Below are 25,657 nucleotides of genomic sequence, written 5' to 3' on the forward strand. Positions count from 1 at the left end.
GCCCTCATGGCAGTGCCCCCACGGCACTGGCATCACGACGATGGAGAGTGTTGAAACGGTCCCGCGAGACGGCAGCGTCCGAGCTGTTCGCCGCCCTCTACCCGCGCCTCGCCGGCTGGTGCCGCCGGCTGGTCGACGACGACGAGACGGCGCATGAGATCGCCTCGGAGGCGTTCACCCGGCTCTGGGCCCGCTGGACATCCGTGGCGGAGCCCCGGGGGTTCCTCTACGTCACCGCCGCCAACCTCGTCCGGGACCACTGGCGGGGGCTCGAACGCGAACGCAGAGCCGTGCGCCGTGTCACCACCGAGGAAGCCGTCCGCCCGCCGGCCGAGCAGGCCGACCCGTCGGTACGGCTGCTCGTGCAGTCGCTGCCGGAACGACTGCGCGTTCCGATCCTGCTGCACTACTACGCTGACATGCCGATCCGGGAGGTGTCCGCGCTGACCGGGCGCAAGGAAGGAACCATCAAGGCCGACCTCCACGCGGCCCGCGAACTGCTCCGCGCCCACCTGGGGAGAAGCCTTGATCACACACTCTGACGACGGTCCGGAGTTCGAACCCGACGACCCTCTCGCCGTCATCCTGCGACCCACCTCCGACTACCTCGGCCCACCCCCCGGCCGATACGAAGCGATCCGCCGCGGCGCGGCCCGCCGCCGGCTGCTCCGCACCGCGGCCGGGGTCGGCCTGGCCTGCGCCGTCGCCGCCCTCGTCGCGCTGCCGCTCCGTCTGGCGACACCCGATACACCCACGTCTCCCGCGGTCCCTCTCGCCCCGCCGCCCGCGAGCAGTCCTTCGGCCCCGCCCTCCCCGTCGGCGTCGGCTTCGGCGTCACCCGGGCCCGTCAGCCCCCGCCCCACCAGGGCGACCCCGACCAGGGCGACCCCGACCAGGCCTCCGACCACTCCCTCCAGCACCACCGTGCCCAGCCGCGAGCCGTCGGCGACACCGAGCGCGCAATCCGCCGAGCCGTAGGACTCCGGGCCGGCCCAGGGTGATGGCCTCCGCGTCCTGCTTTCTATACAACAATGCGAATAGGGGAGTAGTTTCCTATCCATCACGTTGGGCAAGTTGAGGCAGGGAGGCGGTCGGACCGTGACGGTCAACGCATACCTTCGGTACGTCGCCCTGGGCGACAGCCAGACCGAAGGGCTGGGCGACGGCGACGACGTCCGCGGTCTACGGGGGTGCGCGGACCGGCTCGCCGAGCGGATCGCGCGGGACAGCCCGGACGTCCGGTACGCCAATCTCGCCGTACGAGGGCGGCTCGCCGGACAGGTGCGTGCCGAACAGCTCGCTCCGGCCCTCGCGCTGCGGCCGGACCTCGCCACGGTCGTCGCCGGGGTCAACGACCTGCTGCGACCCCGTGTCGACCTGGACGAGGTGGCCGGTCATCTGGAGGCGATGTTCGCCGCGCTCACCGCACAGGGCGCCCTCGTGGTGACGCTCACCTTCCCGGACATGGGCCGGATCACCCCGCTGGCGCGACCGGTCGCCCACCGGGTCTACGCGCTCAACGACCGCATCCGGGAAGCGGCCCGGCGCCACGGTGTGGTGGTGGTCGAAGCCTCCCAGCACCCCGTGATGACCGATCCCCGGCTGTGGAGCGCCGACCGGTTGCACGCCAGCCCGCTCGGCCATGCCCGCATCGCGGCCGCGGTGGCCGACGCGCTCGGCCTGCCGGGCAGCGACGACAGCTGGACGCTGCCCCTGCCTCCCGACGCGGGGGCGACCCATGGTCTGCGGGCCGTCGCCGCCGAACTGCGCTGGGCCGGCTCGTTCCTGGGGCCCTGGCTCGCCCGCCGGGTGCGCGGCCGGTCGTCCGGCGACGGCCGACGGGCCAAGCGGCCCGCTCTGCTCCCGGTGACCACGCTCGCCCGCCGCAGTGAGAGTCCGTCGGATGGTCGACTCATTGACTAATCAACCGGGTGTTAGGTTGGGCGAATGGCTCTGCGTAATGCGGTGATGGCCGCACTTCTGGAGGGTGAGGCGTCCGGGTACGACCTCGCGAAGGGGTTCGAGGCCTCGGTCGCCAACTTCTGGATGGCCACCCCCCAGCAGATCTACCGGGAGCTGGAGCGCATGGAGAGCGAGGGGCTCGTCTCCGCTCGCGTCGTGCAGCAGGAGCGCCGGCCCAACAAACGGCTCTTCTCGCTCACCGACGCCGGGCTCGACGCGATGCGTGCCTACACCGCCGAAGTCCCCAGCAGGCCGACGGCGATCCGGGACGAGCTGATGGTCAAGGTGCAGTGCGTCGACATCGGCGACGTCGAGGCCGTCCGGGCCGGGGTCGCCGAACGCGTGGAGCGGTCCACCGCCAAGCTGGCCCGCTACCGGCGCGCGCAGGAGCGCATGCTCGCCGGACGCACCGAGGAGGAGTACCTCTCCACCGCCGAGCGCATCGGCCCCTACCTCACCCTGCTCGGCGGCATGGCCCTGGAGCAGGCGAATATCAAGTGGGGCGAGACGGCCCTGAAGCGGCTCGCCCAGCGTGCCGAGACCCTGGGCGCCTCGGCACGCGGCTGAGTTCCACGGATCCCGGGGCGCAGGACGACCGGCAACCTCGTCCACCGCGTAACCCCGTAACCCCGTAACCCCGTACGGAAGGCTGCCCGGATACAGTTTTGAACATGTTCAAGTCTGGGCGTACGCTCCGGTCATGAGCGAAAGAGCCGCCCTGCTGAAGGGCATTCGCGCGTGGCTGGTCCTGTTCGTCGTCTGCCTGGTGCTCAGCGGCGCCACGGCCTTCCCCCTGGTGCACGAACTGCGCTGGACCGAGGACCTGTTGCGGTCCCTGTCCGTGCCCGAGCACCTGCCCGCCCTGATGGACTGGATCGAGCACGTACGCCACGGGCTCGACGCCGCCGACGCCGAGTACCCCTTCGTGCTGTACGGCACGGACTGGCTGGCGTTCGCGCATCTCGTGATCGCGGTCGCCTTCTACGGGCCGTACCGTGATCCGGTCCGCAACATCTGGGTCGTCGAGTTCGGCATGATCGCCTGCGCCGGCATCGTCCCGCTCGCGCTCATCTGCGGGCCGATCCGCGGAATTCCCTTCTGGTGGACCGTCGTCGACATGTCCTTCGGGATCTTCGGGGTGATCCCCCTGTACGTCGTACGGAAGAGGATCAAGCGACTGGAAGCGCTCACCCCGTATCCAGGCCCCGCCCCGGTTCCCGCTACTTGAGTGCCGCCATCGCGATCCGCTGGGCGACCGGGTTCATCGACTCGCCCTTCGCGTCGGTGGAGTTGACCGAGTAGACGAGGGTGCGGGACAGGTCACGGGTGGCCGCGACGACCGCGCTGTAGCCGTAGCGGGCGCCGGACTTGAGCCAGTAGACCTTCCCGCCGTACTCGAAGCGCTGGAGCCCGGCGCTCATGTCGGCGCCGTCGATGCCCGACGGCACGGTGAACATCTCCTCCAGCTGCGGTCCGGGAACCAGATCGCCCCGGAAGAGACGGGTGATCAGCCGTTCCAGGTCCGCCGTCGTGGAGATCATGTCGCCCGCCGCCCAGCGGTCCGCCTGGTTCCAGTCGGTGACGTCGACGAACGTCGTCGTTCCGTCCGCCTGCTTCACCGCCTGGTAGCCGTGGTTGTGCGGTCCGTGGATGCGCGGGTCGGTGCCGGGGAAGTACGAGTCGCGCATCCCGGCGGGCCGGAAGATCCGGTGCTCCGCCTCCTGCGCGTACGTGTGCCCGGTCACCTTCTCGATCAGCATGCCGAGGATCGTGTAGTTGATGTTCAGGTAGTCCTGCTGCTCGCCCGGGCAGAACTCCGGCCCCTTCGCCACCGCCGAGGCGACGACCTCCTTCGGCGTGAGCGTGTCGAAGCGGTGGGCGTACGCGTCCTCGAAGGAGTCGCCGAACCCGTCGCCCGCCTGGATCCCGCTGGTGTGGTTCAGCAACTGCCGTACGGTGATGGGCTTGAAGGCCGTCGACAGCAGTCCGGGCAGGTAGTGCTGCACGGGCGTGCTCAGGCCGACCCTGCCCTCCGCCGCGAGCTGGAGGACGACCGCCGCGGTGACCACCTTGGTGGTGGAACCGGCACGGAAACGGGCGTTCGGATCCGCCTTCGTGCCGCTCACCAGGTCGTGCACGCCCGCGCTGCCGCGCCAGCTGCCGTCGGTGCCCCCGACCCGTACCAGCGCGGCGGTCGCGTCCGCGTCCGGGAGCCCGGCGAGCGCGGCGCGCAGGGCCTCGGCGTCGGGTCCGGCGGTCCGCGCGGCCACCGCGGCCTTCTGGGCGGACGGTGCGGCGAACGCCGGTGCACTCAGCGCCGGCCCGGCGGCGAGACCGAGGGCGAGGGCGGCGACGAGGGCAACTGCGGGGCGGCGTACGGCCATTGAGCACTCCTGAGATCAGTTGATCGCTTGAACCGAATGACCGGTGTGCCGGTCGAAGTCGATGTTCATCCTCCGGCCGTACGAGATCGCCGGGATCGTCACTGGGGAGGGCGCCGTCCCCGGCATCGGCGCAAGGGTCGCCCCTAGGGGGCCGCGAAAAACTGTTATCGCCGAGCGGTCCCCGCCGTCTCCGAAGGTGAACCGTCCTGCGATACGGCCCCGTGCGCCACGGAGATGGCGGAGAAGGTACGTTCCGAGGGCGAAGTGACCATGGAGAGGACGTACGTGGACGGGCGGGAGTGGCGCTCCACCATCGCGGCCGCACAGGCCGGCGACCGGCGCGCCCTCGACGAGCTGGTCGCGGGCTGGCTGCCCCTCGTCTACAACATCGTCGGCCGCGCCCTGAACGGCCACGCGGACGTCGACGACGTCGTGCAGGAGACCATGCTGCGCGCCGTCGACAACCTCGGCTCGCTGCGCGATCCGGACAGCTTCCGGTCCTGGCTGGTCGCCATCGCGATGCGGCAGATACGTGACCGGGCGCGCCGCCGGACCTCCGAGACGCTCGACGACGGCGCGGGCGAACAGGCCGCCGATTTCGCCGAACTGACGGTACTGCGGCTCCAGTTGGAAGGGCAGCGGCGCGAGGTCGCGGAGGCGGTGCGCTGGCTCGACGACGAGGACCGCCAACTGCTGTCGCTGTGGTGGCTGGAGGTCGCCGGCGAGCTCACCCGGCGCGAACTGGCGGCGGCCGTCGGCATCAGCCGGCAGCACGCCGCCGTCCGCGTCCAGCGCATGAAGGAACGCCTGGAGACCGCGCGCGGCATCGTCCGGGCGCTCGACTCGTCCTGCCCGGACCTGCCCGAGGTGACCGCCCGCTGGTCCGGGCGCCCCGACTCGGTGTGGCGCAAACGCCTGGCCCGCCACATCAGGGGCTGCGCCTCCTGCTCAGGGGCGCGCGAGGCGGTCGTACCGGCCGAACGGCTCCTCGTCGGGATCGCGCTCGTCCCGGTGCCGGTCGGCTTCACGCTCTCGCTGGCCCTGGGCGGCAAGACGGCGGCGGCCGCGACCGGCGTCGGATGGTCCGCCAAGGTGATCAGCGCGCTCACCAAGCCCGCCGTGGCGGTGACGGCCGGCGCGACGATCGTGGCCGGCGGCGCCTACGTCGTGACGCGGCCTCCGGACAGACCGCCCGCGCGGGCAGCCGTCGCGCCCACGGCGGCGAGTACGGCCCGTCCGCCGACTCTGACGCCGTCGGCGACCCCGAGCCCCTCGCCGACGAAGACGAAGAAGGAGGCGAAGAAGCCGAAGGCGACGACGCAGCCGTACGGCACGGTCGTCGACGCCGTCGACAGCGTGCCCGCCGCGACCGCGCTTCCCGCCGCCTTGCCCCGGCGTGCCGAGAAGGGCATCACCGCGACGGGTGCGCCCGCCACGGGTATGACCCACCGCGGCGAGACGGTCACCCTCACCGGCCAGGGCTACTTCCGGATCCTCTGGCAGATCCTGCCCGGTGAGCGCCCCGGCAGCGTCGTGATGCCGACCTGGACCGGTCTGCGCGGCAAGCTCTTCCATGTCGCCTCAGGCGGCGGTCACCGCATGGACGACGTTCAGCCCGGCTCGACGGACGGCACGACCTGGATGGGCGGACCGGCCACCGGTATGTCCGTCCTGCCGTCCGGCACCCAGCAGATGTGGCAGGACGAGTACTTCTGGATCGACGGCACCGTCACCCTTCACCAGAACGAGCGCGGCGCCGACTACAACCTCTTCGTCTCGACCTCGGCATGGGACAAGGTGACCGAGGACATCCGTACGGGTCCCGCCCAGGGCGCCATCCGCTACGGCCTGGTCCGCGACAACGGCGAGGACACGGCCCCGGTACCGCAGTACCTGACCCGCTCCACGCCCACCGACCCGGCGACGGTCGCTCAACGCTCCCGCGTGTAGCGCTCCTGCGCGGCCATGACCTCGTCGCCGTGCTCGAAGGCCCAGGCACCGAAGGCGCCGATGGGGTCGAGCAACGACCGCCCGAGCCCGGTGAGTTCGTACTCGACCCGAGGTGGCGAACCACCGTACGCGCGCCGCAGCACGAGCCCGTTGAACTCCAGCCGCCGCAACGTCTCGGTCAGCACCTTCTGGCTGATGCCGCCGATGCGCTCGCGCAGCTCACCGTGGCGCACCGGGCCGTGCCGCAGGGCCCACAGCACAACGGAGTTCCAGGTGTTGGCCAGCAGATCGAAGGCGAGCCGGGCCCGGCAGTCGGCGAGGAAGTCTTCGGTCGTCACGTACCGAATGGTGCCCGAGCGGATTCCTACTGTCGTGCTGGATCCGGCGACAGAAGGGATACGAGGCTGATGAGGATCGGGATTCTCGGTACGGGGAGCATGGCGGACGCGCTCGGCACACGATGGGCGCGCGCGGGTCACGAAGTCCGCGTGGGCGGGCGGAACATGGAACGCGCGGCCGGGCTCGCCGGGCGGTTCGGCGGACGCGGCGGCGATCTGCGGGCGGCGGCCGAGTTCGGCGTCGACGCGGTGCTGATCGCGCTGCCGTACGCGGCCGTTGCCGAGGTCGTAGCGGGGCTCAAGGGCGCCCTGCGCGACCGGGTGCTGATCGACTGCGTCAATCCGGTGGGCCCGGGTTTCGTCCTGGAGACGGCGGGAGGCAGCTCCGCGGCCGAACGGCTCGCGGCCGCCGCCCCCGACGCGCAGGTGGTCAAGGCCTTCAACCTCTGCCACGAGGACGTCTGGCGGCTGACCCCACCGGTCTTCGACGGCCGCCCGCTCGCGGTCCCGCTGTGCGGCGACGACGAGGACGCGCTCGACGTCGTACGGCGACTCGTGCGCGACCTGGGCTGCGAGCCCCTCAACGCGGGGGAGCTGGCCAGGGCGGGACTGCTGGAGGCGACGGCGGCGCTGCTGATCGGCCTGTGGGTGGGGGAGGGGGCGGACGCCCAGGCGATCGCCCCGCCGAGGGAGTTCGCGGGCGAGCGCTGACGCCCGCGGCCGCTGGGCCACTCCTCGGAGCGCTGCCCGGGCCGGCACATGGTCCTTCCGCCCAGGCGACGCGAGAACGCCGTACCGTCGCCCGAGTCAGTCCTTGCGCAGGGCGCACAGCGCGTCGATGCGATTCGTCGTGATCGAGTCGACGCCCATGTCCAGGAGGCGCCGCATGGAGCGGCGGGTGTCCGGGGTCCACACGGACAGCAGATAGCCGTCGCGGTGTACGCGGGCGGCGAGCTCACGGTCGACCAGCCCGAAGCGGTAGTTGAGCCACCGCGGCCGTACGGCTTCGAGCAGCGCCGGCCGCGGTGGCGCGACGCTCGTCCAGGTCAGCGCGATCTCCGCGGCGGGGTCGGCGGCGCGCACCGCCAGCATGGCCGGGGCGCCCGCGCAGTAGTACACGCGCTCTTCCGCCCCGCACTCGCGGATGACGTCGACGATCCGGCGTACGGCCCTGCCGTCGGGTTCGCCCGGCAGGTCGACCATGATCCGGCTGTCCTCGGTCTCCTTGAGGGCCTCGACCAGCGTGGGCACCCCGCCGGCCGTGAGCCCGCGCACCTCGTCCGAGGAGAGCGAGCGCAGCGGCCGGTCCTGTTCCCACAGGCGCTTCAGCGTCTCGTCGTGCAGGAGAACGGGCACGCCGTCACGGGTCAGTCGTACGTCGATCTCGACCGCGTCCGCGCCCAGTTGGAGCGCGGAACGCAGCGAGTCGATCGTGTTCTCGCGGACACGATAGGGGGCGCCTCGATGGGCGACGGCGGTCACGATGCGCATGCCGCCCATTGTGGTGGTGCGACGTGTCAGGGCGCGAGCCAGGTCGAGGCGTACGTGTCGATCTCCCCGGCGAGCCTCGCCTTGCCGGCCTCGTCGAGGAACGACGCCTCGACCGCGTTCTTGGCGAGCGCGGCGAGACCCTGCTCGTCGAGGTCGAGGAGCCGGGCGGCGACCGCGTACTCGTTGTTGAGGTCGGTGCCGAACATCGGCGGGTCGTCGGAGTTGATGGTGACGGGCACCCCGGCCCGCACGAACTCCGTTATGGGGTGCTCGTCGAGGGTGCGGACCGCGCGGGTGGCGATGTTGGAGGTCGGGCAGACCTCCAGGGCGATGCGGTGCTCGGCTAGGTGGGCGAGCAGCTTCGGGTCCTGTGCGGAGCTCGTACCGTGCCCGATGCGCTCCGCGCGCAGGTCGTTCAGCGCGTCCCAGACCGTCTCCGGACCGGTCGTCTCACCGGCGTGCGGCACCGACCGCAGTCCGGCCGCGATCGCCCGGTCGAAGTACGGCTTGAACTGCGGCCGCGGTACGCCGATTTCGGGCCCGCCCAGCCCGAAGGAGACCAGCCCCTCCGGCCGCAGCCGGTCCTCGGTCGCGAGCCGCACGGTCTCCTCGGCGGCTTCGAGCCCGGCCTCGCCCGGAATGTCGAAGCACCACCGCAGTACGACTCCGAGCTCGGCCTCGGCCGCCTTGCGGGCGTCCTCGATCGCGTCCATGAAGGCGCGCTCGTCGATGCCGCGACGGGTGGAGGACCACGGGGTGATGGTCAGCTCGGCGTAACGCACCTGCTGCCGGGCCATGTCCCGTGCGACCTCGTACGTCAGCAGCCGTACGTCCTCCGGTGTGCGGATGAGGTCGACGACGGACAGATACACCTGGATGAAGTGGGCGAAGTCCGTGAACGTGAAGTAGTCCGCCAGGGCCTCGGGGTCGGTCGGCACCGCTGAGTCGGGGTGCCGGGCGGCCAGGGCGGACACGATGCGCGGGGAGGCGGAGCCGACGTGGTGCACGTGCAGTTCGGCCTTGGGAAGTCCGGCGATGAAGGCGTGCAGATCGCGGGCGTCTTCGCGTGCGGTGTGCTGGTCGGTCAAGGTTCCTCCCCGGGAACGGCGTCCCCGGACCGTGGTCGGCGGGACGCGGGTGATCGGCTGATCGGTGACTCAGGGATCATCGTAGGCGGCGGTCCGCGCGGCGCGGGCAGGGCGGGTCCGACGGCCGCCCTCGACGCCGCGGAGATCGCTCCGGCACGCACCTACGGCCGTAGCATGACGGAACGTACGACAGAGGGGACCCCGCGCATGTCCGACGACGCCCGAACGCCGGAAGCGCCACGCGACGCCGCCACGTGGGCTCCGCCGGACCAGGGGATTCCGGCTGCTCCGGCCGACGCGGTGCCCGCGGGGAGCGCTGCGCCGGGTGTCGATTCGGGGGACGCGGTGTCCAAGGTCCCCCTGGACAAGCCCTCCACCGACCGGAGCCCCGAGCCGAACCCCTGGGCTCCCCCCGTGGAAACGGCCCCCTCCGGCCGGGGCACCGCGCCCACGCCTCCCTCCGCGCACGACCAGCCCACGGTCACCGCGGTCCCCGGCGCGGGCACCCCCGGCCCTCAGCCCTGGGACAACCCTTTCGCACCCCCCTCGTCCGACGCCCCCTTCGCACCGCCCTCGCCCGGCACCCCCGCCCCGCAGCCGCAACCGCAGCCCTGGGGCAACCCCTTCGCGCCGCCCGAGGCCCGCACCCCCTACCCCCAGCCGCCCCCGGCGAGCCCGTCCCCCCGCCGCCCATTTCCCCCGATGGCCCCGGAGCGCTCCCGTACGGCTACGGCTACCCGCAGTACGCCACCGCCCCGCCGCAGGCGGCCTACCAAGGCGTCCCTGGCTACGGCTGGCCCGTGCTGCCGCCCGCGCCGAGCAATGGCATGGGCACCGCCGGTCTCGTGCTCGGCATCCTCGCGGCGGTCGTGTTCTGTTTGTGGCCGCTCGCGATCGTGCTGGGCATCCTCGGTGTGATCTTCGGCGTGATCGGCCGCCGCAAGGCACGCCGGGGCGAGGCGACGAACCCGGGGCAGGCGCTGGCCGGGATCATCTGCGGAGCGGTCGGTATCGCCCTGGGGATCGGGATGCTGGTCTTCCTCATCGTGGTCCCGGACGACAGCGGGAACGGCGGTTCGAGCGACGGCGACGGCTTCTCCACGTCCCTTGTGGGGGAGCAGCTGTAACCGCTGGTTCCTGGTGGAGCAGCAGTGAGACGGAGCGCCAGTAAGAAGCGCCAATAAGAGGGGAGCGCGGCCACAGCGAGCCGCCCCTCGCCTGAACGCCTGGCGGAGCCTGAACGCCTAGCGGAGCCGCCCCCGCGCCTCCATCAGTGCGAACCCCAGCAGATTTGGCCCCCGCCACCGCTCGGGGTCCGCCGCCCGCTCGTCGTCCGCCGCGAGCCCGATGCCCCACACACGGTCCAGGGGGCTGGCCTCGACCAGCACCCTCTCACCCGTGCCCAGCAGGAACTCCCGCAGATCGGCGTGCGCGGCGAATTTGTGGACGCTGCCCTCGACCACGATCCCGAACCGCTCGCGCTCCCATATGGCGTCGTCGAACCCGCGGACCAGCCGTCCGGCCTTCTTCGCGAGCGCGGGGTTGGGCGCGTCGATGGCGCTCCGCTCCGCTTCCTTGTCGCCGAAGAGCCGTGCCTTCGACGCCATCATCCAGTGCTCCGCCGTCGCGTACCCGACATCGTCGACTACGAACGGTGACGGCCACCACTGGCTGAGACAGCTCGCGCTCACCTGGCCGTCCGGTCGCGGGCGGTGCCCCCAGAAGTGCAGGTACTTGACCCTCGTCCCCGAGTCGACCGCGCTGACCAGCGCTTCCCAAGAATCGATCTTCCCCATGCATGCCACTGTGGCACGCACCACTGACATTCCGTCCCGCCTTTTCCAGGAGGACTCGACACCTGGTCGACAGATTCCGTCGCGTAACCAAAAGGCAACAACGGAATCACTTGTTGGAGTCCCTTTGCTCTGTCAGGATCGGCACTCAAATCGAGCTGGAGCTACGCCGACCCCCGCGCCAACGGGGAGGGCGGCGGAGGAGAGCGACATGCACAATCCGGGCCATCGCTTCCAGGCGCAGGACCGTCTCGCGGACGGCGCGCAGTACATCGCGGGCCGGCTGACCAAGGGCACCTCGGGCCGCACACACGCGGTCGTGAACCCCGCCACCGGCGACGAGGTCTACACGTACGAGCTCGCGAGCACCGCGGACGTCGACCTCGCCGTCGCGGCCGCACGCGCGGCCTTCCCCGGCTGGGCCGGCGCCACCCCCGGCGAGCGCTCCGACGCGCTGCACCGCTTCGCCGCCGTGCTCGCCGACCGCGCCGAGGAGTTCGCCCAGGCGGAGTCGCTCCAGTGCGGCAAGCCCCTCAAGCTGACGCGCGAGTTCGATGTGCCGGGCACCATCGACAACACCGCCTTCTTCGCGGGCGCGGCCCGGCATCTGCAGGGCCAGTCCGCGGGCGAGTACTCCGGCGACCACACCTCGTACGTACGCCGTGAGCCCATCGGCGTCGTCGGCTCCATCGCGCCCTGGAACTACCCCCTCCAGATGGCTGCCTGGAAGATCCTCCCGGCCATCGCGGCCGGCAACACGATCGTCCTGAAGCCCGCCGAGCTGACCCCGCTCACCTCGCTCCTGTTCGCCGAGGCGGCGACGGAGGCCGGGATCCCGGACGGGGTCATCAATATCGTCACGGGTCTGGGCAAGGAAGCCGGCGAGCACCTCGTCGGCCACCCCGACGTCGCGATGACCTCCTTCACCGGGTCCACCGCCGTCGGCAAGCGAGTCGCCGAGATCGCCACCTCGACCGTCAAGCGGCTCCACCTGGAGCTGGGCGGCAAGGCGCCTTTCCTCGTCTTCGACGACGCGGACCTGGACGCCGCCGTGAACGGCGCGGTCGCCGGTTCACTCATCAACACCGGGCAGGACTGCACGGCCGCCACGCGCGCGTACGTGCAGAGGCCTCTCTACGAAGCGTTCGTGTCGAAGACCGCCGCCCTGATGGCGAGTGTCCGCGTGGGTGATCCCTTCGCGCCGGACACCGACCTCGGCCCGCTGATCTCGCACGCACAGCGTGACCGTGTCGCCGGATTCGTCGACCGGGCCCGCGGCTACGCGCGCGTGGTGACCGGCGGAGAAGCCCCACAGGGTGATCTCAAGAGCGGTGCGTACTATGCGCCCACGCTCGTCGCCGACGCCGGGCAGGACAGTGAGATCGTGCAGGCCGAGATCTTCGGCCCGGTGCTCGTCGTGCTCCCCTTCGACACCGACGACGAGGGCATCGCGCTCGCCAACGACACCCCGTACGGACTCGCCGCCTCCGCCTGGAGCCGTGACGTCTACCGGGCGAACCGCGCGACCCGCGAGATCAAGGCGGGCTGCGTCTGGGTCAACGATCACATCCCGATCATCAGCGAGATGCCGCACGGCGGCTACAAGGCGTCCGGCTTCGGCAAGGACATGTCCGCCTACTCCTTCGAGGAGTACACGCAGGTCAAGCACGTCATGTTCGACAACACCGCGGTGGCCCGGAAGGACTGGCACCGCACGATCTTCGGGGACCGGCCCTAGCCGACGTTCGGCTACGGCCAAAGGCAGACCAGGCCGCGACCACGGCCGCGATCCTTCCGAAAGGGCACCAGAGCATGGAGCAGTACAAGCCCGAACGCCTGTCCCCGGCCACGCTGGCCGCCATGCAGCGCAGTTTCAGGAATGGCAGGGCCTCCCTCACGCGGCGTTCGCTGCTGCGTGCCTCCGCGGGCGGCGCGCTCGCCGTCGGCGGTCTCGGGGCGCTCAGCGGCTGCGGGATCCCCGCGGCCGGCAAGACCCAGGGCGGCGTCTCCGCCGAGGACCACTCGGCGAAGGAGAAGACGATCAACTTCTCCAACTGGACCGAGTACATGGACGTCGACGACAGCGGGAAGCACCACCCCACGCTCGACGCGTTCACCAAGCGGACCGGCATCTCGGTCAAGTACACCGAGGACATCAACGACAACAACGAGTTCTTCGGCAAGATAAAGCCGCAGCTCGCCGCGGGCCAGGACACCGGCCGCGACATCATCGTCCTCACCGACTGGCTGGCCGCCCGGCTGATCCGCCTGGGGTGGGCCCAGAAGCTGGACCCGTCCAACCTGCCGCACGCCTTCGCCAACCTGTCGGGCCAGTTCCGCACCCCCGACTGGGACCCGGGCCGCGCCTACTCGTACCCGTGGCAGGGCATCTCGACCGTCATCGCGTACAACAAGAAGGCGCTCGACGGCATCGAGGTGAAGTCGCTCTCCGACCTGCTCGACAACCCCAAGCTCAAGGGCCGTGTCGGCTTCCTGTCGGAGATGCGCGACAGCGTGGGCATGACGCTGCTCGACATGGGCAAGGACCCGGGGAAGTTCACCGACGACGACTTCGACGCGGCGATCGCCCGGATGCAGAAGGCCGTCGACAGCGGCCAGATCCGCCGCTTCTCCGGCAACGACTACACGGCCGACATCACCAAGGGCGACTTCGCGGCCTGCATCGCCTGGGCCGGTGACGTCGTCCAGCTCAAGGCGGACAGCCCGGACGTCGACTTCATCATCCCGGACAGCGGCTACCTGACCTCGTCCGACAACATGCTGATCCCCAACAAGGCGCGTCACAAGACGAACGCCGAGCGGCTCATGGACTACTACTACGAGCCCGGTCCGGCCGCGGAGCTCGCCGCCTACATCAACTACGTCTGTCCCGTCGACGGAGTGAAGGAAGAGCTGGCGAAGATCGACAAGTCGGCGGCGGACAACCCGCTGATCATTCCCGACAAGGCCATGCAGGCCAAGTCCCATGCCTTCCGCTCGCTGAGCGAGAAGGAAGAGACGGCCTACGAATCGAAGTTCGCGAAGCTCACAGGGGCGTGACGAAGATGACCACAGACAACAGCGGCGACGTCCGCCTCTCCGGAATCAGCAAGACGTACGGCTCGTTCACGGCCGTCCACCCGCTCGACCTCACCGTCCCGCAGGGCTCCTTCTTCGCCCTGCTCGGCGCCTCCGGCTGCGGCAAGACCACCACCCTGCGCATGATCGCGGGCCTGGAGGAACCTTCCGGCGGCACCGTCTTCCTCGGCGACCAGGAGGTCACGCACCTGCCGCCGTACAAGCGGCCGGTGAACACCGTCTTCCAGTCGTACGCCCTCTTCCCGCACCTCGACATCTTCGAGAACGTCGCCTTCGGTCTGCGCCGGCGGGGCATCAAGTCGGTGAAGAAGCAGGTCGAGGAGATGCTCGACCTCGTACAGCTCGGTGAGCAGGCCCGCAAGAAGCCGCACCAGCTCTCCGGTGGCCAGCAGCAGCGCGTCGCGGTCGCCCGTGCGCTGATCAACCACCCCAAGGTGCTGCTCCTCGACGAGCCGCTCGGCGCCCTCGACCTCAAGCTGCGCCGCCAGATGCAGCTGGAGCTCAAGCGGATCCAGACCGAGGTCGGCATCACGTTCATCCATGTCACGCACGACCAGGAGGAGGCCATGACCATGGCCGACACGGTCGCCGTGATGAACGCGGGCCGCGTCGAACAGCTCGGCTCGCCCGCCGACCTCTACGAGAACCCGAACACCACGTTCGTCGCCAACTTCCTCGGCACCTCCAACCTCATCGAGGCCGAGGTCGACGCGAAGAGCGGCGACGAGATAGCCCTCAAGGCGGGCGGCGGCAAGCTCCTGCTGCCCACGGCGCGATGTTCCGCGCCGACGACCACCGGCGGCAAGGTGCTGGTCGGCGTCCGCCCGGAGAAGATCTCCCTCACGCACGCGGACGACGCGGGCGAGATCCCGGCCGGCCGCAACCGCATCACCGGCAAGATCGCCGACTCCAGCTTCATCGGCGTCTCCACGCAGTACGTCATCGACAGCCCCGTCTGCCCCGAGTTCGAGGTCTACGCCCAGAACATCGACCGCGACGCGCGGCTGGTGCCCGGCGCCGACGTCGTCCTGCACTGGAACCCGGCCCACACCTTCGGTCTGGACGCCGCCCAGGACATCGACGCCGGTGTCGAGTCGGTCGAGGAAGAGGCCGCCTGATGTCGACGCTCACCGAGGCGCCCCCGCCTTTCGCCCCCGACGTGCCGGAGACGAAGCCGTCGCGAAAGCGGGGCCGCTGGACGCCGTACTGGCTGCTGCTGCCCGGCATTCTCTGGCTGGTCGTCTTCTTCGCGCTGCCGATGATCTACCAGGCCTCCACGTCGATCCAGACGGGCTCCCTGGAGAACGGCTACAAGGTCACCTGGCACTTCGCGACCTACTGGGACGCGCTGTCCGAGTACTGGCCGCAGTTCGTGCGCTCGGTGTTCTACGCGGCCGCCGCGACGATCCTGTGCCTGCTGCTGGGCTACCCGCTGGCGTATCTCATCGCCTTCCGCGCGGGCCGCTGGCGCAACCTGATCATGATCCTGGTGATCGCGCCGTTCTTCACCAGCTTCCTGATCCGCACGCTCGCCTGGAAGACGATCCTCGCGGACGGCGGCCCGGTCGTCGGCGCCCTCAACTCGCTGCACGTCCTGGACGTCACCAGCTGGCTCGGCTGGACCTCCGGCGACCGCGTCCTGGCCACACCGCTCGCGGTGGTCTGCGGTCTGACGTACAACTTCCTGCCGTTCATGATCCTGCCGCTCTACACCTCGCTCGAGCGCATCGACGGGCGGCTCCACGAGGCGGCGGGCGACCTGTACGCCAAGCCGTTCACGACCTTCCGGAAGGTCACCTTCCCGCTGTCGATGCCGGGTGTCGTCTCCGGCACGCTGCTGACCTTCATCCCGGCCGCCGGTGACTACGTGAACGCCGAACTGCTCGGCTCCACGGACACCCGCATGATCGGAAACGTCATCCAGACGCAGTTCCTGCGGGTGCTGGACTATCCGACGGCTGCGGCTCTCTCGTTCATCCTCATGGCCGCGATCCTCTTCATGGTCACCTTCTACATCCGCAAGTCCGGGACGGAGGATCTGGTTTAAATGGCCTTCGTCAACTGGTTCAAGCGTCATTTCGTCGTCATCGCGGGACTGCTGACTCTCGGATATCTGCTGCTGCCGAACGTCGTCGTCACGGTGTTCTCCTTCAACAAACCGAAGGGGCGCTTCAACTACGAATGGCAGCAGTTCTCCATAGACGCGTGGAAGGACCCGTGCGGCGTCGCCGACATGTGCGGCTCGCTGTCCATCAGCCTCCAGATCGCCTTCTGGGCGACGGTCGGCGCCACGGTGCTCGGCACGATGATCGCCTTCGCGCTCGTCCGCTACCGCTTCCGCGCGCGCGGTGCGGTGAACTCGCTGATCTTCCTGCCGATGGCGATGCCCGAGGTCGTCATGGCGGCCTCGCTGCTCACCCTGTTCCTCAACATGGGTGCTCAGCTCGGATTCTGGACGATCCTGATCGCCCACATCATGTTCTGCCTCAGCTTCGTCGTCACCGCCGTCAAAGCGCGTGTGATGTCGATGGACCCGCGCCTGGAGCAGGCGGCCCAGGACCTGTACGCCGGTCCCGCGCAGACCTTCCTCAGGGTCACCCTGCCCATCGCGGCCCCTGGAATCGCCGCGGGCGCGCTGCTTTCCTTCGCGCTCTCCTTCGACGATTTCATCATCACCAATTTCAACGCGGGCTCGACCGTCACCTTCCCCATGTTCGTCTGGGGTTCGGCACAGCGCGGAACACCCGTTCAGATCAACGTCATCGGCACGGCCATGTTCCTCATCGCCGTACTGTTCGTCCTGACCTCCATGGTCATCAACAATCGCCGCAACAAGCAAAAGGCGTAACCGCAAGAACCCTGTAGGGAGTTGAAATCATGGCCCCGAGCGCCATGAGCAGTTGGACAAAGTCTCTTTCCGACGCCCAGCCGGTGTCCTACTGGCTGGACGACCCCGGCAAACCCCGTCCCGAGCCCGCGCTCACCGGCGCCGAGACCTGCGACCTGCTGGTCGTCGGCGGCGGCTACAGCGGACTGTGGACCGCGCTGATCGCCAAGGAGCGCGACCCGGGGCGTGACGTGGTTCTCGTCGAAGGCCGTGAGGTGGGCTGGGCCGCCTCCGGCCGCAACGGCGGCTTCTGCGCCGCCTCCCTCACGCACGGTCTGGCCAACGGTCTGACCCGCTGGCCGGACGAGATCAAGAAACTGGAGGAGCTGGGCGCCCGCAACCTCGACGAGATCGAGGGGGCGGTCGCCCGCTACTCCCTCGACTGCGACTTCGAGCGCAGCGGCGAGATCGACGTGGCCACCGAGCCGCACCAGGCGGCCGAACTGCGCGAGTGGCACCAGGAGCTGGAACGCGAGGGCCTCGCGGACGGCGTCGAGTTCCTGGACACCGACGCGGTACGGGAACAAGTCGACTCACCGACCTTCCTCGCCGGGCTGCACGACCGCCGCGGCGTCGCCATGCTGCACCCCGCCAAGCTCGCCTGGGGCCTGAAGCGGGCGTGCGTGGAGCTCGGGGTACGGGTGTACGAGCACACGCCCGCGCTCCAGTTGAAGCCGTACGGCGCCGGCATGGCCGTACGCACTCCGTACGGCTCGATCCGGGCCCGCCGGGTCGCCCTCGGCACCAACATCTTCCCGAACCTGGTCAAGCGCGTGCGCTCGTACACCGTCCCGGTCTACGACTACGCGCTGATGACCGAGCCGCTCAGCGCCGACCAGCTGGCGTCCATCGGCTGGAAGAACCGCCAGGGCCTCGGGGACTCGGCGAACCAGTTCCACTACTTCCGGCTGTCCGCCGACAACCGGATCCTGTGGGGCGGCTACGACGCGATCTACCCGTACGGCGGCCGGATGCGCGCCGAGTACGACGACCGCCCGGAGACGTACGCCAAGCTCGCGGGGCACTTCTTCACCTGCTTCCCGCAGCTGGAGGGGCTTCGCTTCACCCACGCCTGGGGCGGCGCGATCGACACCTGCTCGCGCTTCTCGGCGTTCTTCGGCACGGCCCACCAGGGCAAGGTCGCGTACGCGGCGGGCTACACGGGCCTGGGCGTGGGCGCGACGCGCTTCGGTGCCGACGTGATGCTGGACCTGCTGGCAGGGGAGACCACGGAGCGCACGTCGCTCGAAATGGTCCGCAAGAAGCCGCTGCCGTTCCCGCCCGAGCCCTTCGCCTGGACCGGCATCGCGCTCACGAAGTGGTCGCTGGCACGGGCGGACTCGCACGGCGGCCGGCGCAATCTGTGGCTGAAGACGATGGACAAGCTGGGGCTCGGCTTCGACAGCTGAGCCGCCCCCACCGGGGCGTGCGTGCCGTTCCATGATCCACATGATCCAGAGGCGTGCGCCCCGCTCATTCAGTGTGACCTGGCTCACTACCAACAAGTAGCCGAACCCGCGTAATGCCCGGCCCGAACCTCCCTCTCCCCTGTGGCGCGACCAGCGTCGACACGAGAGAGGGAGGTTCCGCCATGACAGGGGCTAAGACGGCGGTCGAGTGGCTGGCATCCGTAGCTCCGGATCCCGAGGCCTGCCGGTGGGAGTGGGAGCGCAATCCCCTCGGGGTGGCGCTGCTGCCGGCGGGCAAGGCCTGGGACGTACTCATCCTGCCGGGCGAACTCGGCTATCCGACGCTCGACGTGCTGACCCGGGTGATCGACCAACCCGGGCCCGTGCTCGTCGACTTCGGGGACGCCCGGATGGGCTTCTTCGTGCCCGCGGGCACCGCGGCCCGGTGGCTCGGTACGGGGGTGCGTGCGGCGGGGAGCGGTACGTGGATCGTGGTGCCGTACCCGGGAAGGTCGTCCGGCGGGGTCCGCTGGCTGATCCCGCCCGACGGCTCGGGCACGCTCACCGATCCGGCACTGCTCGAACTGGCCATGCACGAGGCGGCGGCGGGTCTCGCCGGGAACGAGGACCGATAACCGTGACGGGGCAGGACCCCGGCACCTGTCACAGGTCTTGACAACAGGATTGGTCTGGACCAAGTTGGGCGCGCCCCACCCTCCTCATTCCCCCATGCCCGGAGGCAGTTGTGGATCGCACCGGACACGCCCGGCCGTTCTTGCGTCGCAGACTCATCGCCGTGTGCACGGCCACCGTTCTGGCCGTACCCGGCCTCGCCGCGCTCTCGTCGGCCGCCCGTGCGGCCGATGCGGACCTCGCCAGGAACGGCGGGTTCGAGTCGGGCCTGGACAGCTGGACCTGTACGGCGGCCAGTACCGTCAATTCACCTGTACGGAGCGGCAGTTCCGCGCTGAAGGCGACCCCGGCCGGCAGCGACTACGCGCAGTGCTCCCAGACGGTGACCGTCAAACCCGACTCCCAGTACACCCTCTCCGGCTACGTCCGGGGCAGCTATGTCTACCTAGGCGCGAGTGGCACCGGCACCACCGACGTCTCCACCTGGACCCAGTCCGCGACCGACTGGCAGCAGCTCACCACCACCTTCCGCACCGGCGCGTCCACCACCAAGGTCACGATCTACACGCACGGCTGGTACGGCACCGGCACCTACTACGCCGACGACCTCTCCCTGACCGGCCCCGGCGTCGACGCGGGCCAGCCCCCGGCCGCGCCCACCGGCCTGACGGCCGGCACGGTCACCTCCTCCAGCGTCGCCCTCTCCTGGTCCGCGGTGACCGGCGCGACGGGCTACGCCATCTACCGCGACGGCGTCAAAGTCCAGACAGCCACCGGGACTTCGGCGACCGTGAGCGGACTCTCGCCCTCGACGGCGTACTCCTTCCAGGTCGCCGCGACGAACGACGCGGGCGAGTCCGCCAAGTCGGCGACGGTGACCGCGACGACGTCAGCGGGCTCGGGCGGTTCGACCGGCCTCCCCACTCACGCCCTGGTCGGCTACCTCCACGCGAGCTTCGCGAACGGCGCCGGCTACACCCGCATGGCCGACGTGCCCGACAGCTGGGACGTCATCGACCTGGCCTTCGGTGAACCGACCTCCACCACCTCGGGCGACATCCGCTTCACCCGCTGCCCGGTCACCGAGTGCCCGACCGTCGAGAGCGACGCCGACTTCAAGGCGGCGATCAAGGCGAAGCAGGCGGCCGGCAAGAAGGTCCTGATCTCCATCGGCGGCCAGAACGGCCAGGTGCAGCTCACCACGACAGCCGCCCGAGACACCTTCGTCTCCTCGGTCTCGAACATCATCGACACCTACGGCCTGGACGGCCTGGACATCGACTTCGAGGGCCACTCGCTCTCCCTGGACGCGAGCGACACCAACTTCAAGAGCCCGACCACACCGGTGATCGTCAACCTCATCTCGGCACTGAAGACCCTGAAGGCCAAGTACGGTTCGAAGTTCGTCCTGACCATGGCCCCGGAGACCTTCTTCGTCCAGCTCGGCTACCAGTACTACGGCACGGGCAAGTGGGGCGGCCAGGACCCGCGCGCGGGCGCGTACCTCCCGGTCATCTACGCCCTGCGCGACGACCTGACCCTCCTGCACGTCCAGGACTACAACTCCGGCTCGATCATGGGCCTCGACAACCAGTACCACTCCATGGGAGGCGCCGACTTCCACATCGCCATGACCGACATGCTCCTGACCGGCTTCCCGGTGGCGGGCGACGCGAACAACGTCTTCCCGCCCCTGCGCCCCGACCAGATAGCCATCGGCATGCCGGCCTCGACGAACGCGGGCAACGGCTACGTATCACCGTCCGAGGTCGACAAGGCCCTGGACTGCCTGACCAAGAAGACCAACTGCGGCTCGTACGCCACCCACGGCACCTGGCCGGGACTGCGCGGCCTGATGACGTGGTCGGTCAACTGGGACCGGTACGGGAGCTGGGAGTTCGAGAAGAACTTCGACGGGTACTTCGGCTGAGACGTCAGGCGAGCACCGCTCTGAACACCCTTGCGAGCGCCATCGGCTGCTCGGCGCCGCCCAGGGCGCCGAGCAGCGACGGCAGGTCGAGGGACACCGACCGCACCCGTGCTGACGTGGTGCCGTCCCAGCGGCGTACGGCAACGCTCTCGCGTGCCGCCGACATCCCGCCGGGATGGAGCAGGACGCAGGTGGGCATGGAGTCGCCGGGCTGGCGGGACAGCGCCTGGGCGTAGAGAAAGGCCTGGTACAGGTCGGATGCCGCGAGCTTTCTGCTGTCGTAGAGCTTGTACTTGATGTCCACGGGACGCCTCAGCGGCTCACCGTCGAGGCTTCCTGAGATCAGCAGATCTGGGCGCACCTCGCTGTAGTGGCGCCCGGTCAGCTCGTCGCGCAGTACGCCACGGTGCCGCGATTGGTCCCGAACAGTGAACCCGGTGCCAGTCGCGGCCTCCCGCAGCAACCGCGTGGCGAAGGACTCGAACAGGACGTTCATGTCGATGAGGAACGCACGGGAGGCGAGCGGGCCGGGGGAGAACAGGTCCGCGATGCCGCCGCCGGACAACAGCAGCGCCGCCCAGCGGTGGGCCTCCCGGTAGTGGCTGTTGTGCCGGTGGTAGTCGAGCCCGGCCAGCGCTGTCCGCAGATCGCCGAGCCGGGTCGGGGCGACCTGGGCGAACCGGTCCGCCGCCCGCCGTGCCCTGGCGCGCACGGCGGGAGAGCGGGCGGTGCGTGCCGCCAGATCGACGGCGGCGCCGCACAGCCGGTTGTCGACGATGTCCGTGTCGTGCTCGTCGTAGCGGCAGGCCAGTCGGTCCAACCGCCCGTAATGACGGAGGACTTGACGATCAGCCAGCAGACGCCCGCGGACCGCCGGTAGATCGTCCTCGACCGTCACATAGTCACGGCGCACCCCGCGCGCGAGCAGCTGCTCGCACTGCTCCGTCACCAACAGCGCGACCATGTCCCTGAGGTGAGGAGCTCCGCCCCGCACCGTGCGTGCTGCGTCGAGCGCGGGCAGGCCGCGGCCCGCCGCGTACTCCAGCATGCGCAGGACGTCGAGCTCCTCGCCCACGTACTTGGGCAGCACGCGGATCTCGCAGGCGTCGAGTCGTACCACCCCGACGCTGGGACCGGCGGTCAACTCCAGCCGCCCGCCCGCGAGTTCACGCACCTGAAGGCGTGCGGCGAGCTGTTCGCCCGCGCAGAGTGACCGGTCGGCGGTGCTCAGCCGTACCCCTTCGACGACGCGCGTCTCGTACTCCCGCAGCGTGATCACGGATCCACCCGACTCCCCTCCGCTCTACTGCGCCGTCCCACCCTTGATCTGAAGCTCGGTGTAGAGCGCGGTCGTCAGTCCTTCGTCGCTGATGTCGCGCAGGGTGTGCGTCTCGGGGTCGATCAGGTCCTCACCGAGGAAGGCCGCGAGCAGCGAGTAGTCGTCGTACGCGTACTCCTGGAGGAGGGGCAGGATCTCGCCGCGGACGATCGCGGCGAGCGCGGCGGCCGAGTCGACCGGGGCGCCGTTCGGCAGGAAGAAAGCCTGGCCGATCTGCTTCTCGCGATCGAGGTGGGCGCGGATGCGCTGGTTGAGCGAGTCGAGCAGATCCGCGAGATGCAGCTGGTCCACGTGACAGCCCTGCAGTGGAGCGGAGTCGGGGAGCAGTTCGAGGAAGGCGAAACGGCGGCGGATCGCCGCGTCGAGCATGCGGATGGAACGGTCGGCGGTGTTCATGGTGCCGATGAGGTACACGTTGTCCGGCACGCTGAACTGCTCCTGGCTGAGCGGCAGCAGGACCGGATACCCCCTCTTGTCCTTCTCCAGCAGGGTGATCAACTCGCCGAAGATCTTGGGCAGATTGCCACGGTTCAGCTCGTCCACGACAACCAGATACGGATGGCCGGGGTCGGCGGCGGCCGCCGCGCACACCCGCTTGAACACGCCATCGGTGCGGTCCAGTACGAGACCGCCGGTGCCGCCCTTCACCGGGCGGAACCCCTCGACGAAGTCCTCGTACCCATAGCTGGGGTGGAAGGTCACCGTCGTCAGCCGTCCGGCCGCGGTCAGCGCGGCGAGAGTCGCCCCGAAGGCGGGCGTGCCGGGCTCAGCGTACGGATCCACGCCGGGGAGCTCGCCCGACAGTTCACCGAGCCAGCGGGTGGCGAAGCGCAGCGCCGTGTACGTCTTGCCGGTGCCCGGCGGCCCGAAGAGTACGGCCTGGCCACGTCGTTGCAGCGCTTCGGCGATCGGCCGCAGCTCGGTGTCGAGGGGCTGAGCGGCCACGGCGATCGCCGCCTCCGCCGGGTCGTCGGTGCCGTCGGGTGTCCGTCCGGCGTGCCGGATCCTGGCCCACAGCTGAGCGGGTACGTCCTTGACGGTGACGGTGGCCCAGGACCGCTCGGGCTCCTCCAGACGGCCCGCGTAGCTCTCGTCCCACTCCACGTCGACCGTGTGCCGGTAGGTGGCGCGATCCTCCCGCCAGGCGTATCCCTCCCCGGTCACCCGGCCGACGCCGAGGATCTCGCTGGTGCCGCGGTTGGCGACGACCAGATCGCCGGGCCGCAGACTCAGCAGCTTCCAGACCTCGTTGGCCTTCGCGGAGATCTTGGACTTGTAGCCGTTGTACTCGTCCGCGTACGCGGCGGTGAAACCGTCCAGGAACTCGTCCTTGTCCGCGTACGAGCGAAGGTCCGGTACGTCGTCCCAGCCCACCGCGATATAGCCGCCCGCCCGGCACTCCTCCCACAGTGAGCCGCCCTCGCCGGGGGCGATCTTCACGATCTGCTGCGTCCGGTTGGGGTCGGCCCACCAGTACAGGAACTCCATGACGAGGTCGTACGGCCAGCCGGGGAACCGTTCGTCGATGGTCTCCTTGAGCCGGGCCCGCAACGCGAACCGTTCCAGTCCGGACGCGGACTGTCCGGTCAGCCGTTGCAGGAAATGCCTCACGTGGTCGGTGCCGTAGACCGGGAGAGAGCAGTCCGGGGCGTACACCCGGAGTGTCTTGGCGACGAGGGAGGGGCCCGAGCGGATCGCGTCGATCGAGTCGATGTCCGCGATGCGGCCCTCGCGTGCGGCGACCACCGCGGCGACGATTCCGGCGCGCACCGCCCGCCAGGCCTCTTCCTCGTCCGCGTAGCGCGGATCGTGCCACCAGGAACCGTCCTGGCTGCGCTGGTAGATGAGGTGCTTCATCGCGGAGCCGCCGGCGATGCTGCCGAGCGCGTTGCTGCCGAACTCCAGCAGATAGCAGTACGGCTTCGTCTGCGAACTGTCCCCCTGGCCGAGGGCGTAGCGCTCCAGGGGCAGGGTGGGCCAGTCCTCCCAGGGGAAGTCGCGGCAGACTGCCTCCGCGGCCGCCTCCATGTCACGCAGCGTCGCCGTGTACCGGTCGCGGTCGAAGGCTGCGAGGGCGTCGTCGAGGGGCCAGGGGCGCAGTGCGGCTGCCTGGGTGGGAGAGACGGCACGCAGTACGCAACCGCACGGACCTACGAGCGGGCTCCCGGCGCCGTTCAGCAGGCCGATGGACCGGGCGAACCCGGTCCGTCCCGCCGTGTCGTCGGACGGCGCCGAGTCGATCAGCCGACGCCACAGCAGCCGGTCCGGATCGGGGAACCGGGGCAGGTCATGGGAATCCGTGAGGTGGAGGCAGGCCGGATCGTGATGGATCATGCGGCCGTGCGCGGGCAGGATCACTTCGCCCGGGGACGGAGTGAGTACGTAGTCGCGGCGCTCGAATGTGACGACGACCTGGTCCTGCTGGTCCAAGGTGACGACCACCGGCTCCCGCTCGCCCGCGGTGACGACCACGTGGTCCCGTCCGTCCGCCATCGCGCACCCCTCACCCCGCGCTCGCCGGCCGGCGACCGGCTACCCCTCCGCTGCCCCTCGACCGTAGCGCGCCACGACCAGCACCATCAGCCCAAGCAGGATCACGGACAGACACCAACTCGCCACCACATCCAGTGGCCAGTGGTAGCCGCGCCGGATCAGGCCGAAGGCCACGAGGGCGTTGAGGAGGAGGCAGGTGATGGTCAGCTCGCGGCGGGCGTATCCCGTGCGCAGCCAGGGGAGGAGGAGCAGGGTCGCCGCGCCGTAGGCCACGGCTGCCGTCGCGGTGTGGCCCGAGGGGTAGAAGCCCGTGCCCGGGCCCATGACCGGGGGGCCGGGGCGGGCGACGAGTTCCTTGAGGGGCACGATCAGTGCCGGGACGGCGGCCATCAGGACCGCCGCGGCCGTGGACGGCAGCCACCAGCGGTCCGTGCCTGCCCGGTGGGCGCGGACGGCGACGTATACGAGGACGACGGCGAGGACCGGGACGGCGACCGTGATGTTGCCGAGGTCGGCGAGGAGTTCGTAGAACCGGCTCGGACGGACGATCGAGCCGCTGAGGCGTTCGTCCGCGCGGGCGAGGGGGCCGTGGGCCTCGACCTGCCAGGTGATCAGCGCGAAGAGGAGGGCCGGAAGGCCGAGAAGGAGGAAGGTCGGCCGCCCCGGAACAGGGGGGGTAGTTCCGAGGCGGCCGTCCAGATCGGAATGCCGCGCGCCCCGGGGGGTTTGGGGCGGGCGACTGTCCGATCGGTGAGGAGATCCGGAGCCGGAAGCTCCGAGTGTGTGCGCGAGGGCACGACCAGGGCGAAGCTGGGGAGGCCTCGACCCGGTGTCACCCACAGTCCCCTGTGGGCGGGGTGT

Annotated in this window: 24 protein-coding genes; 16 read left to right on the forward strand and 8 right to left on the reverse strand. The window is 70.0% G+C overall.

The genetic code is table 11. The features are described from left to right. Positions 1-50: 50 nt before the first annotated feature. The 5 genes from AB5J50_RS35840 (at position 51) to AB5J50_RS35860 (ending at position 3,190) form a co-directional block, all read left to right on the forward strand. Positions 51-542 (forward strand): RNA polymerase sigma factor, encoded by a 492-nt coding sequence (locus AB5J50_RS35840; RefSeq protein WP_369262641.1) that lies wholly within the window; start codon positions 51-53, stop codon positions 540-542. Further along, complete coding sequence (locus tag AB5J50_RS35845; RefSeq protein ID WP_369262643.1) at positions 526-978, forward strand: hypothetical protein; 453 nt, start codon at positions 526-528, stop codon at positions 976-978. The genes AB5J50_RS35840 and AB5J50_RS35845 overlap by 17 nt, the downstream gene beginning before the upstream one ends. Before the next feature lie 120 nt (positions 979-1,098). Next, entirely contained in the window at positions 1,099-1,923 is an 825-nt protein-coding gene (locus AB5J50_RS35850; RefSeq protein ID WP_369262645.1) for an SGNH/GDSL hydrolase family protein, read from the forward strand. A 24-nt stretch (positions 1,924-1,947) separates the two neighbouring features. Then, complete coding sequence (locus AB5J50_RS35855; protein ID WP_369262646.1) at positions 1,948-2,529, forward strand: PadR family transcriptional regulator; 582 nt, start codon at positions 1,948-1,950, stop codon at positions 2,527-2,529. 133 nt (positions 2,530-2,662) lie between these two features. Beyond that, positions 2,663-3,190 (forward strand): hypothetical protein, encoded by a 528-nt coding sequence (locus AB5J50_RS35860; protein WP_369262647.1) that lies wholly within the window; start codon positions 2,663-2,665, stop codon positions 3,188-3,190. Here the strand turns inward: AB5J50_RS35860 and AB5J50_RS35865 are convergent. Next, positions 3,183-4,346 carry a serine hydrolase domain-containing protein gene (locus AB5J50_RS35865; protein WP_369262648.1) on the reverse strand — a complete coding sequence of 388 codons (1,164 nt, stop codon included), beginning with the start codon at positions 4,344-4,346 and terminating at the stop codon, positions 3,183-3,185. The genes AB5J50_RS35860 and AB5J50_RS35865 overlap by 8 nt on opposite strands. Positions 4,347-4,580: 234 nt before the next feature. Between AB5J50_RS35865 and AB5J50_RS35870 the strand changes: the two genes are divergently transcribed. Further along, on the forward strand, positions 4,581-6,296 hold the full coding sequence (locus AB5J50_RS35870) for an RNA polymerase sigma factor (RefSeq protein ID WP_369262649.1): 1,716 nt from the start codon (positions 4,581-4,583) through the stop codon (positions 6,294-6,296). Here the strand turns inward: AB5J50_RS35870 and AB5J50_RS35875 are convergent. Further along, positions 6,278-6,634 carry a helix-turn-helix domain-containing protein gene (locus AB5J50_RS35875; RefSeq protein ID WP_327432080.1) on the reverse strand — a complete coding sequence of 119 codons (357 nt, stop codon included), beginning with the start codon at positions 6,632-6,634 and terminating at the stop codon, positions 6,278-6,280. The two genes, AB5J50_RS35870 and AB5J50_RS35875, sit on opposite strands and share 19 nt — an antisense overlap. Positions 6,635-6,703: 69 nt before the next feature. Here AB5J50_RS35875 and AB5J50_RS35880 point away from each other — a divergent pair, with 69 nt between their 5' ends. After that, positions 6,704-7,345, forward strand: a complete 642-nt coding sequence (locus AB5J50_RS35880; RefSeq protein ID WP_369262650.1) for an NADPH-dependent F420 reductase — start codon at positions 6,704-6,706, stop codon at positions 7,343-7,345. 96 nt (positions 7,346-7,441) lie between these two features. Here AB5J50_RS35880 and AB5J50_RS35885 read toward each other — a convergent pair whose 3' ends face one another. Beyond that, positions 7,442-8,125: a glycerophosphodiester phosphodiesterase gene (locus tag AB5J50_RS35885; protein WP_327432082.1), complete on the reverse strand. Its 684-nt coding sequence runs from the start codon at positions 8,123-8,125 to the stop codon at positions 7,442-7,444. 26 nt (positions 8,126-8,151) lie between these two features. Next, positions 8,152-9,267 (reverse strand): adenosine deaminase, encoded by a 1,116-nt coding sequence (locus tag AB5J50_RS35890; RefSeq protein ID WP_369265603.1) that lies wholly within the window; start codon positions 9,265-9,267, stop codon positions 8,152-8,154. Between the two features lie 746 nt (positions 9,268-10,013). Between AB5J50_RS35890 and AB5J50_RS35895 the strand changes: the two genes are divergently transcribed. Continuing rightward, positions 10,014-10,340, forward strand: a complete 327-nt coding sequence (locus AB5J50_RS35895; protein WP_369262651.1) for a DUF4190 domain-containing protein — start codon at positions 10,014-10,016, stop codon at positions 10,338-10,340. A gap of 117 nt (positions 10,341-10,457) precedes the next feature. Here the strand turns inward: AB5J50_RS35895 and AB5J50_RS35900 are convergent, their stop codons facing one another. Continuing rightward, positions 10,458-11,039: an NADAR family protein gene (locus tag AB5J50_RS35900; RefSeq protein ID WP_369262653.1), complete on the reverse strand. Its 582-nt coding sequence runs from the start codon at positions 11,037-11,039 to the stop codon at positions 10,458-10,460. Positions 11,040-11,217: 178 nt separating this feature from the next. On the opposite strand from AB5J50_RS35900, the gene AB5J50_RS35905 reads away from it, so the two are divergent. The 8 genes from AB5J50_RS35905 (at position 11,218) to AB5J50_RS35940 (ending at position 20,964) form a co-directional block, all read left to right on the forward strand. Beyond that, entirely contained in the window at positions 11,218-12,744 is a 1,527-nt protein-coding gene (locus AB5J50_RS35905; RefSeq protein WP_369262655.1) for a gamma-aminobutyraldehyde dehydrogenase, read from the forward strand. A gap of 74 nt (positions 12,745-12,818) precedes the next feature. After that, positions 12,819-14,066, forward strand: coding sequence for a PotD/PotF family extracellular solute-binding protein (locus tag AB5J50_RS35910; protein ID WP_369262657.1), 1,248 nt, complete (start codon positions 12,819-12,821; stop codon positions 14,064-14,066). A gap of 5 nt (positions 14,067-14,071) precedes the next feature. Further along, the gene (locus AB5J50_RS35915) at positions 14,072-15,223 is read left to right on the forward strand and encodes an ABC transporter ATP-binding protein (RefSeq protein WP_327432087.1); all 1,152 of its coding nucleotides are present in this window, start codon (positions 14,072-14,074) and stop codon (positions 15,221-15,223) included. Next, positions 15,223-16,152, forward strand: coding sequence for an ABC transporter permease (locus tag AB5J50_RS35920; protein ID WP_369262659.1), 930 nt, complete (start codon positions 15,223-15,225; stop codon positions 16,150-16,152). Before AB5J50_RS35915 ends, AB5J50_RS35920 begins: the two co-directional genes overlap by 1 nt. Further along, positions 16,153-16,953, forward strand: coding sequence for an ABC transporter permease (locus AB5J50_RS35925; RefSeq protein ID WP_330307635.1), 801 nt, complete (start codon positions 16,153-16,155; stop codon positions 16,951-16,953). Positions 16,954-16,982: 29 nt separating this feature from the next. After that, on the forward strand, positions 16,983-18,401 hold the full coding sequence (locus AB5J50_RS35930) for an NAD(P)/FAD-dependent oxidoreductase (RefSeq protein WP_369262661.1): 1,419 nt from the start codon (positions 16,983-16,985) through the stop codon (positions 18,399-18,401). Between the two features lie 182 nt (positions 18,402-18,583). Continuing rightward, the gene (locus AB5J50_RS35935; protein ID WP_369262662.1) at positions 18,584-19,036 is read left to right on the forward strand and encodes a hypothetical protein; all 453 of its coding nucleotides are present in this window, start codon (positions 18,584-18,586) and stop codon (positions 19,034-19,036) included. A gap of 110 nt (positions 19,037-19,146) precedes the next feature. Continuing rightward, a complete protein-coding gene (locus AB5J50_RS35940) occupies positions 19,147-20,964 on the forward strand; it encodes a chitinase (RefSeq protein WP_369262664.1) in 1,818 nt (605 codons plus the stop codon). Between the two features lie 4 nt (positions 20,965-20,968). On the opposite strand, the gene AB5J50_RS35945 is transcribed toward AB5J50_RS35940, so the two are convergent. The 3 genes from AB5J50_RS35945 to AB5J50_RS35955 are packed head-to-tail and all read right to left on the reverse strand — an operon-like array spanning position 20,969 to position 25,636. Next, on the reverse strand, positions 20,969-22,243 hold the full coding sequence (locus AB5J50_RS35945) for an McrC family protein (RefSeq protein ID WP_369262666.1): 1,275 nt from the start codon (positions 22,241-22,243) through the stop codon (positions 20,969-20,971). Between the two features lie 24 nt (positions 22,244-22,267). Next, positions 22,268-24,796 (reverse strand): McrB family protein, encoded by a 2,529-nt coding sequence (locus AB5J50_RS35950; protein ID WP_369262668.1) that lies wholly within the window; start codon positions 24,794-24,796, stop codon positions 22,268-22,270. A gap of 39 nt (positions 24,797-24,835) precedes the next feature. Beyond that, positions 24,836-25,636: a phosphatase PAP2 family protein gene (locus AB5J50_RS35955; protein WP_369262670.1), complete on the reverse strand. Its 801-nt coding sequence runs from the start codon at positions 25,634-25,636 to the stop codon at positions 24,836-24,838. Positions 25,637-25,657: the final 21 nt, after the last annotated feature.

Origin of the sequence: Streptomyces sp. R35 (assembly GCF_041053035.1) — a bacterium.
Taxonomy (GTDB): domain Bacteria; phylum Actinomycetota; class Actinomycetes; order Streptomycetales; family Streptomycetaceae; genus Streptomyces; species Streptomyces lutosisoli.

Coding starts and splice junctions, on each gene's coding strand:
- AB5J50_RS35855 (WP_369262646.1), top strand. CDS start 1,948: ATGGCTCTGCGTAATGCGGTGATGGCCGCACTTCTGGAGGGTGAGGCG.
- AB5J50_RS35860 (WP_369262647.1), top strand. CDS start 2,663: ATGAGCGAAAGAGCCGCCCTGCTGAAGGGCATTCGCGCGTGGCTGGTC.
- AB5J50_RS35865 (WP_369262648.1), bottom strand. CDS start 4,346: ATGGCCGTACGCCGCCCCGCAGTTGCCCTCGTCGCCGCCCTCGCCCTC.
- AB5J50_RS35870 (WP_369262649.1), top strand. CDS start 4,581: ATGGCGGAGAAGGTACGTTCCGAGGGCGAAGTGACCATGGAGAGGACG.
- AB5J50_RS35880 (WP_369262650.1), top strand. CDS start 6,704: ATGAGGATCGGGATTCTCGGTACGGGGAGCATGGCGGACGCGCTCGGC.
- AB5J50_RS35885 (WP_327432082.1), bottom strand. CDS start 8,125: ATGCGCATCGTGACCGCCGTCGCCCATCGAGGCGCCCCCTATCGTGTC.
- AB5J50_RS35900 (WP_369262653.1), bottom strand. CDS start 11,039: ATGTCAGTGGTGCGTGCCACAGTGGCATGCATGGGGAAGATCGATTCT.
- AB5J50_RS35905 (WP_369262655.1), top strand. CDS start 11,218: ATGCACAATCCGGGCCATCGCTTCCAGGCGCAGGACCGTCTCGCGGAC.
- AB5J50_RS35910 (WP_369262657.1), top strand. CDS start 12,819: ATGGAGCAGTACAAGCCCGAACGCCTGTCCCCGGCCACGCTGGCCGCC.
- AB5J50_RS35915 (WP_327432087.1), top strand. CDS start 14,072: ATGACCACAGACAACAGCGGCGACGTCCGCCTCTCCGGAATCAGCAAG.
- AB5J50_RS35920 (WP_369262659.1), top strand. CDS start 15,223: ATGTCGACGCTCACCGAGGCGCCCCCGCCTTTCGCCCCCGACGTGCCG.
- AB5J50_RS35925 (WP_330307635.1), top strand. CDS start 16,153: ATGGCCTTCGTCAACTGGTTCAAGCGTCATTTCGTCGTCATCGCGGGA.
- AB5J50_RS35930 (WP_369262661.1), top strand. CDS start 16,983: ATGGCCCCGAGCGCCATGAGCAGTTGGACAAAGTCTCTTTCCGACGCC.
- AB5J50_RS35935 (WP_369262662.1), top strand. CDS start 18,584: ATGACAGGGGCTAAGACGGCGGTCGAGTGGCTGGCATCCGTAGCTCCG.
- AB5J50_RS35950 (WP_369262668.1), bottom strand. CDS start 24,796: ATGGCGGACGGACGGGACCACGTGGTCGTCACCGCGGGCGAGCGGGAG.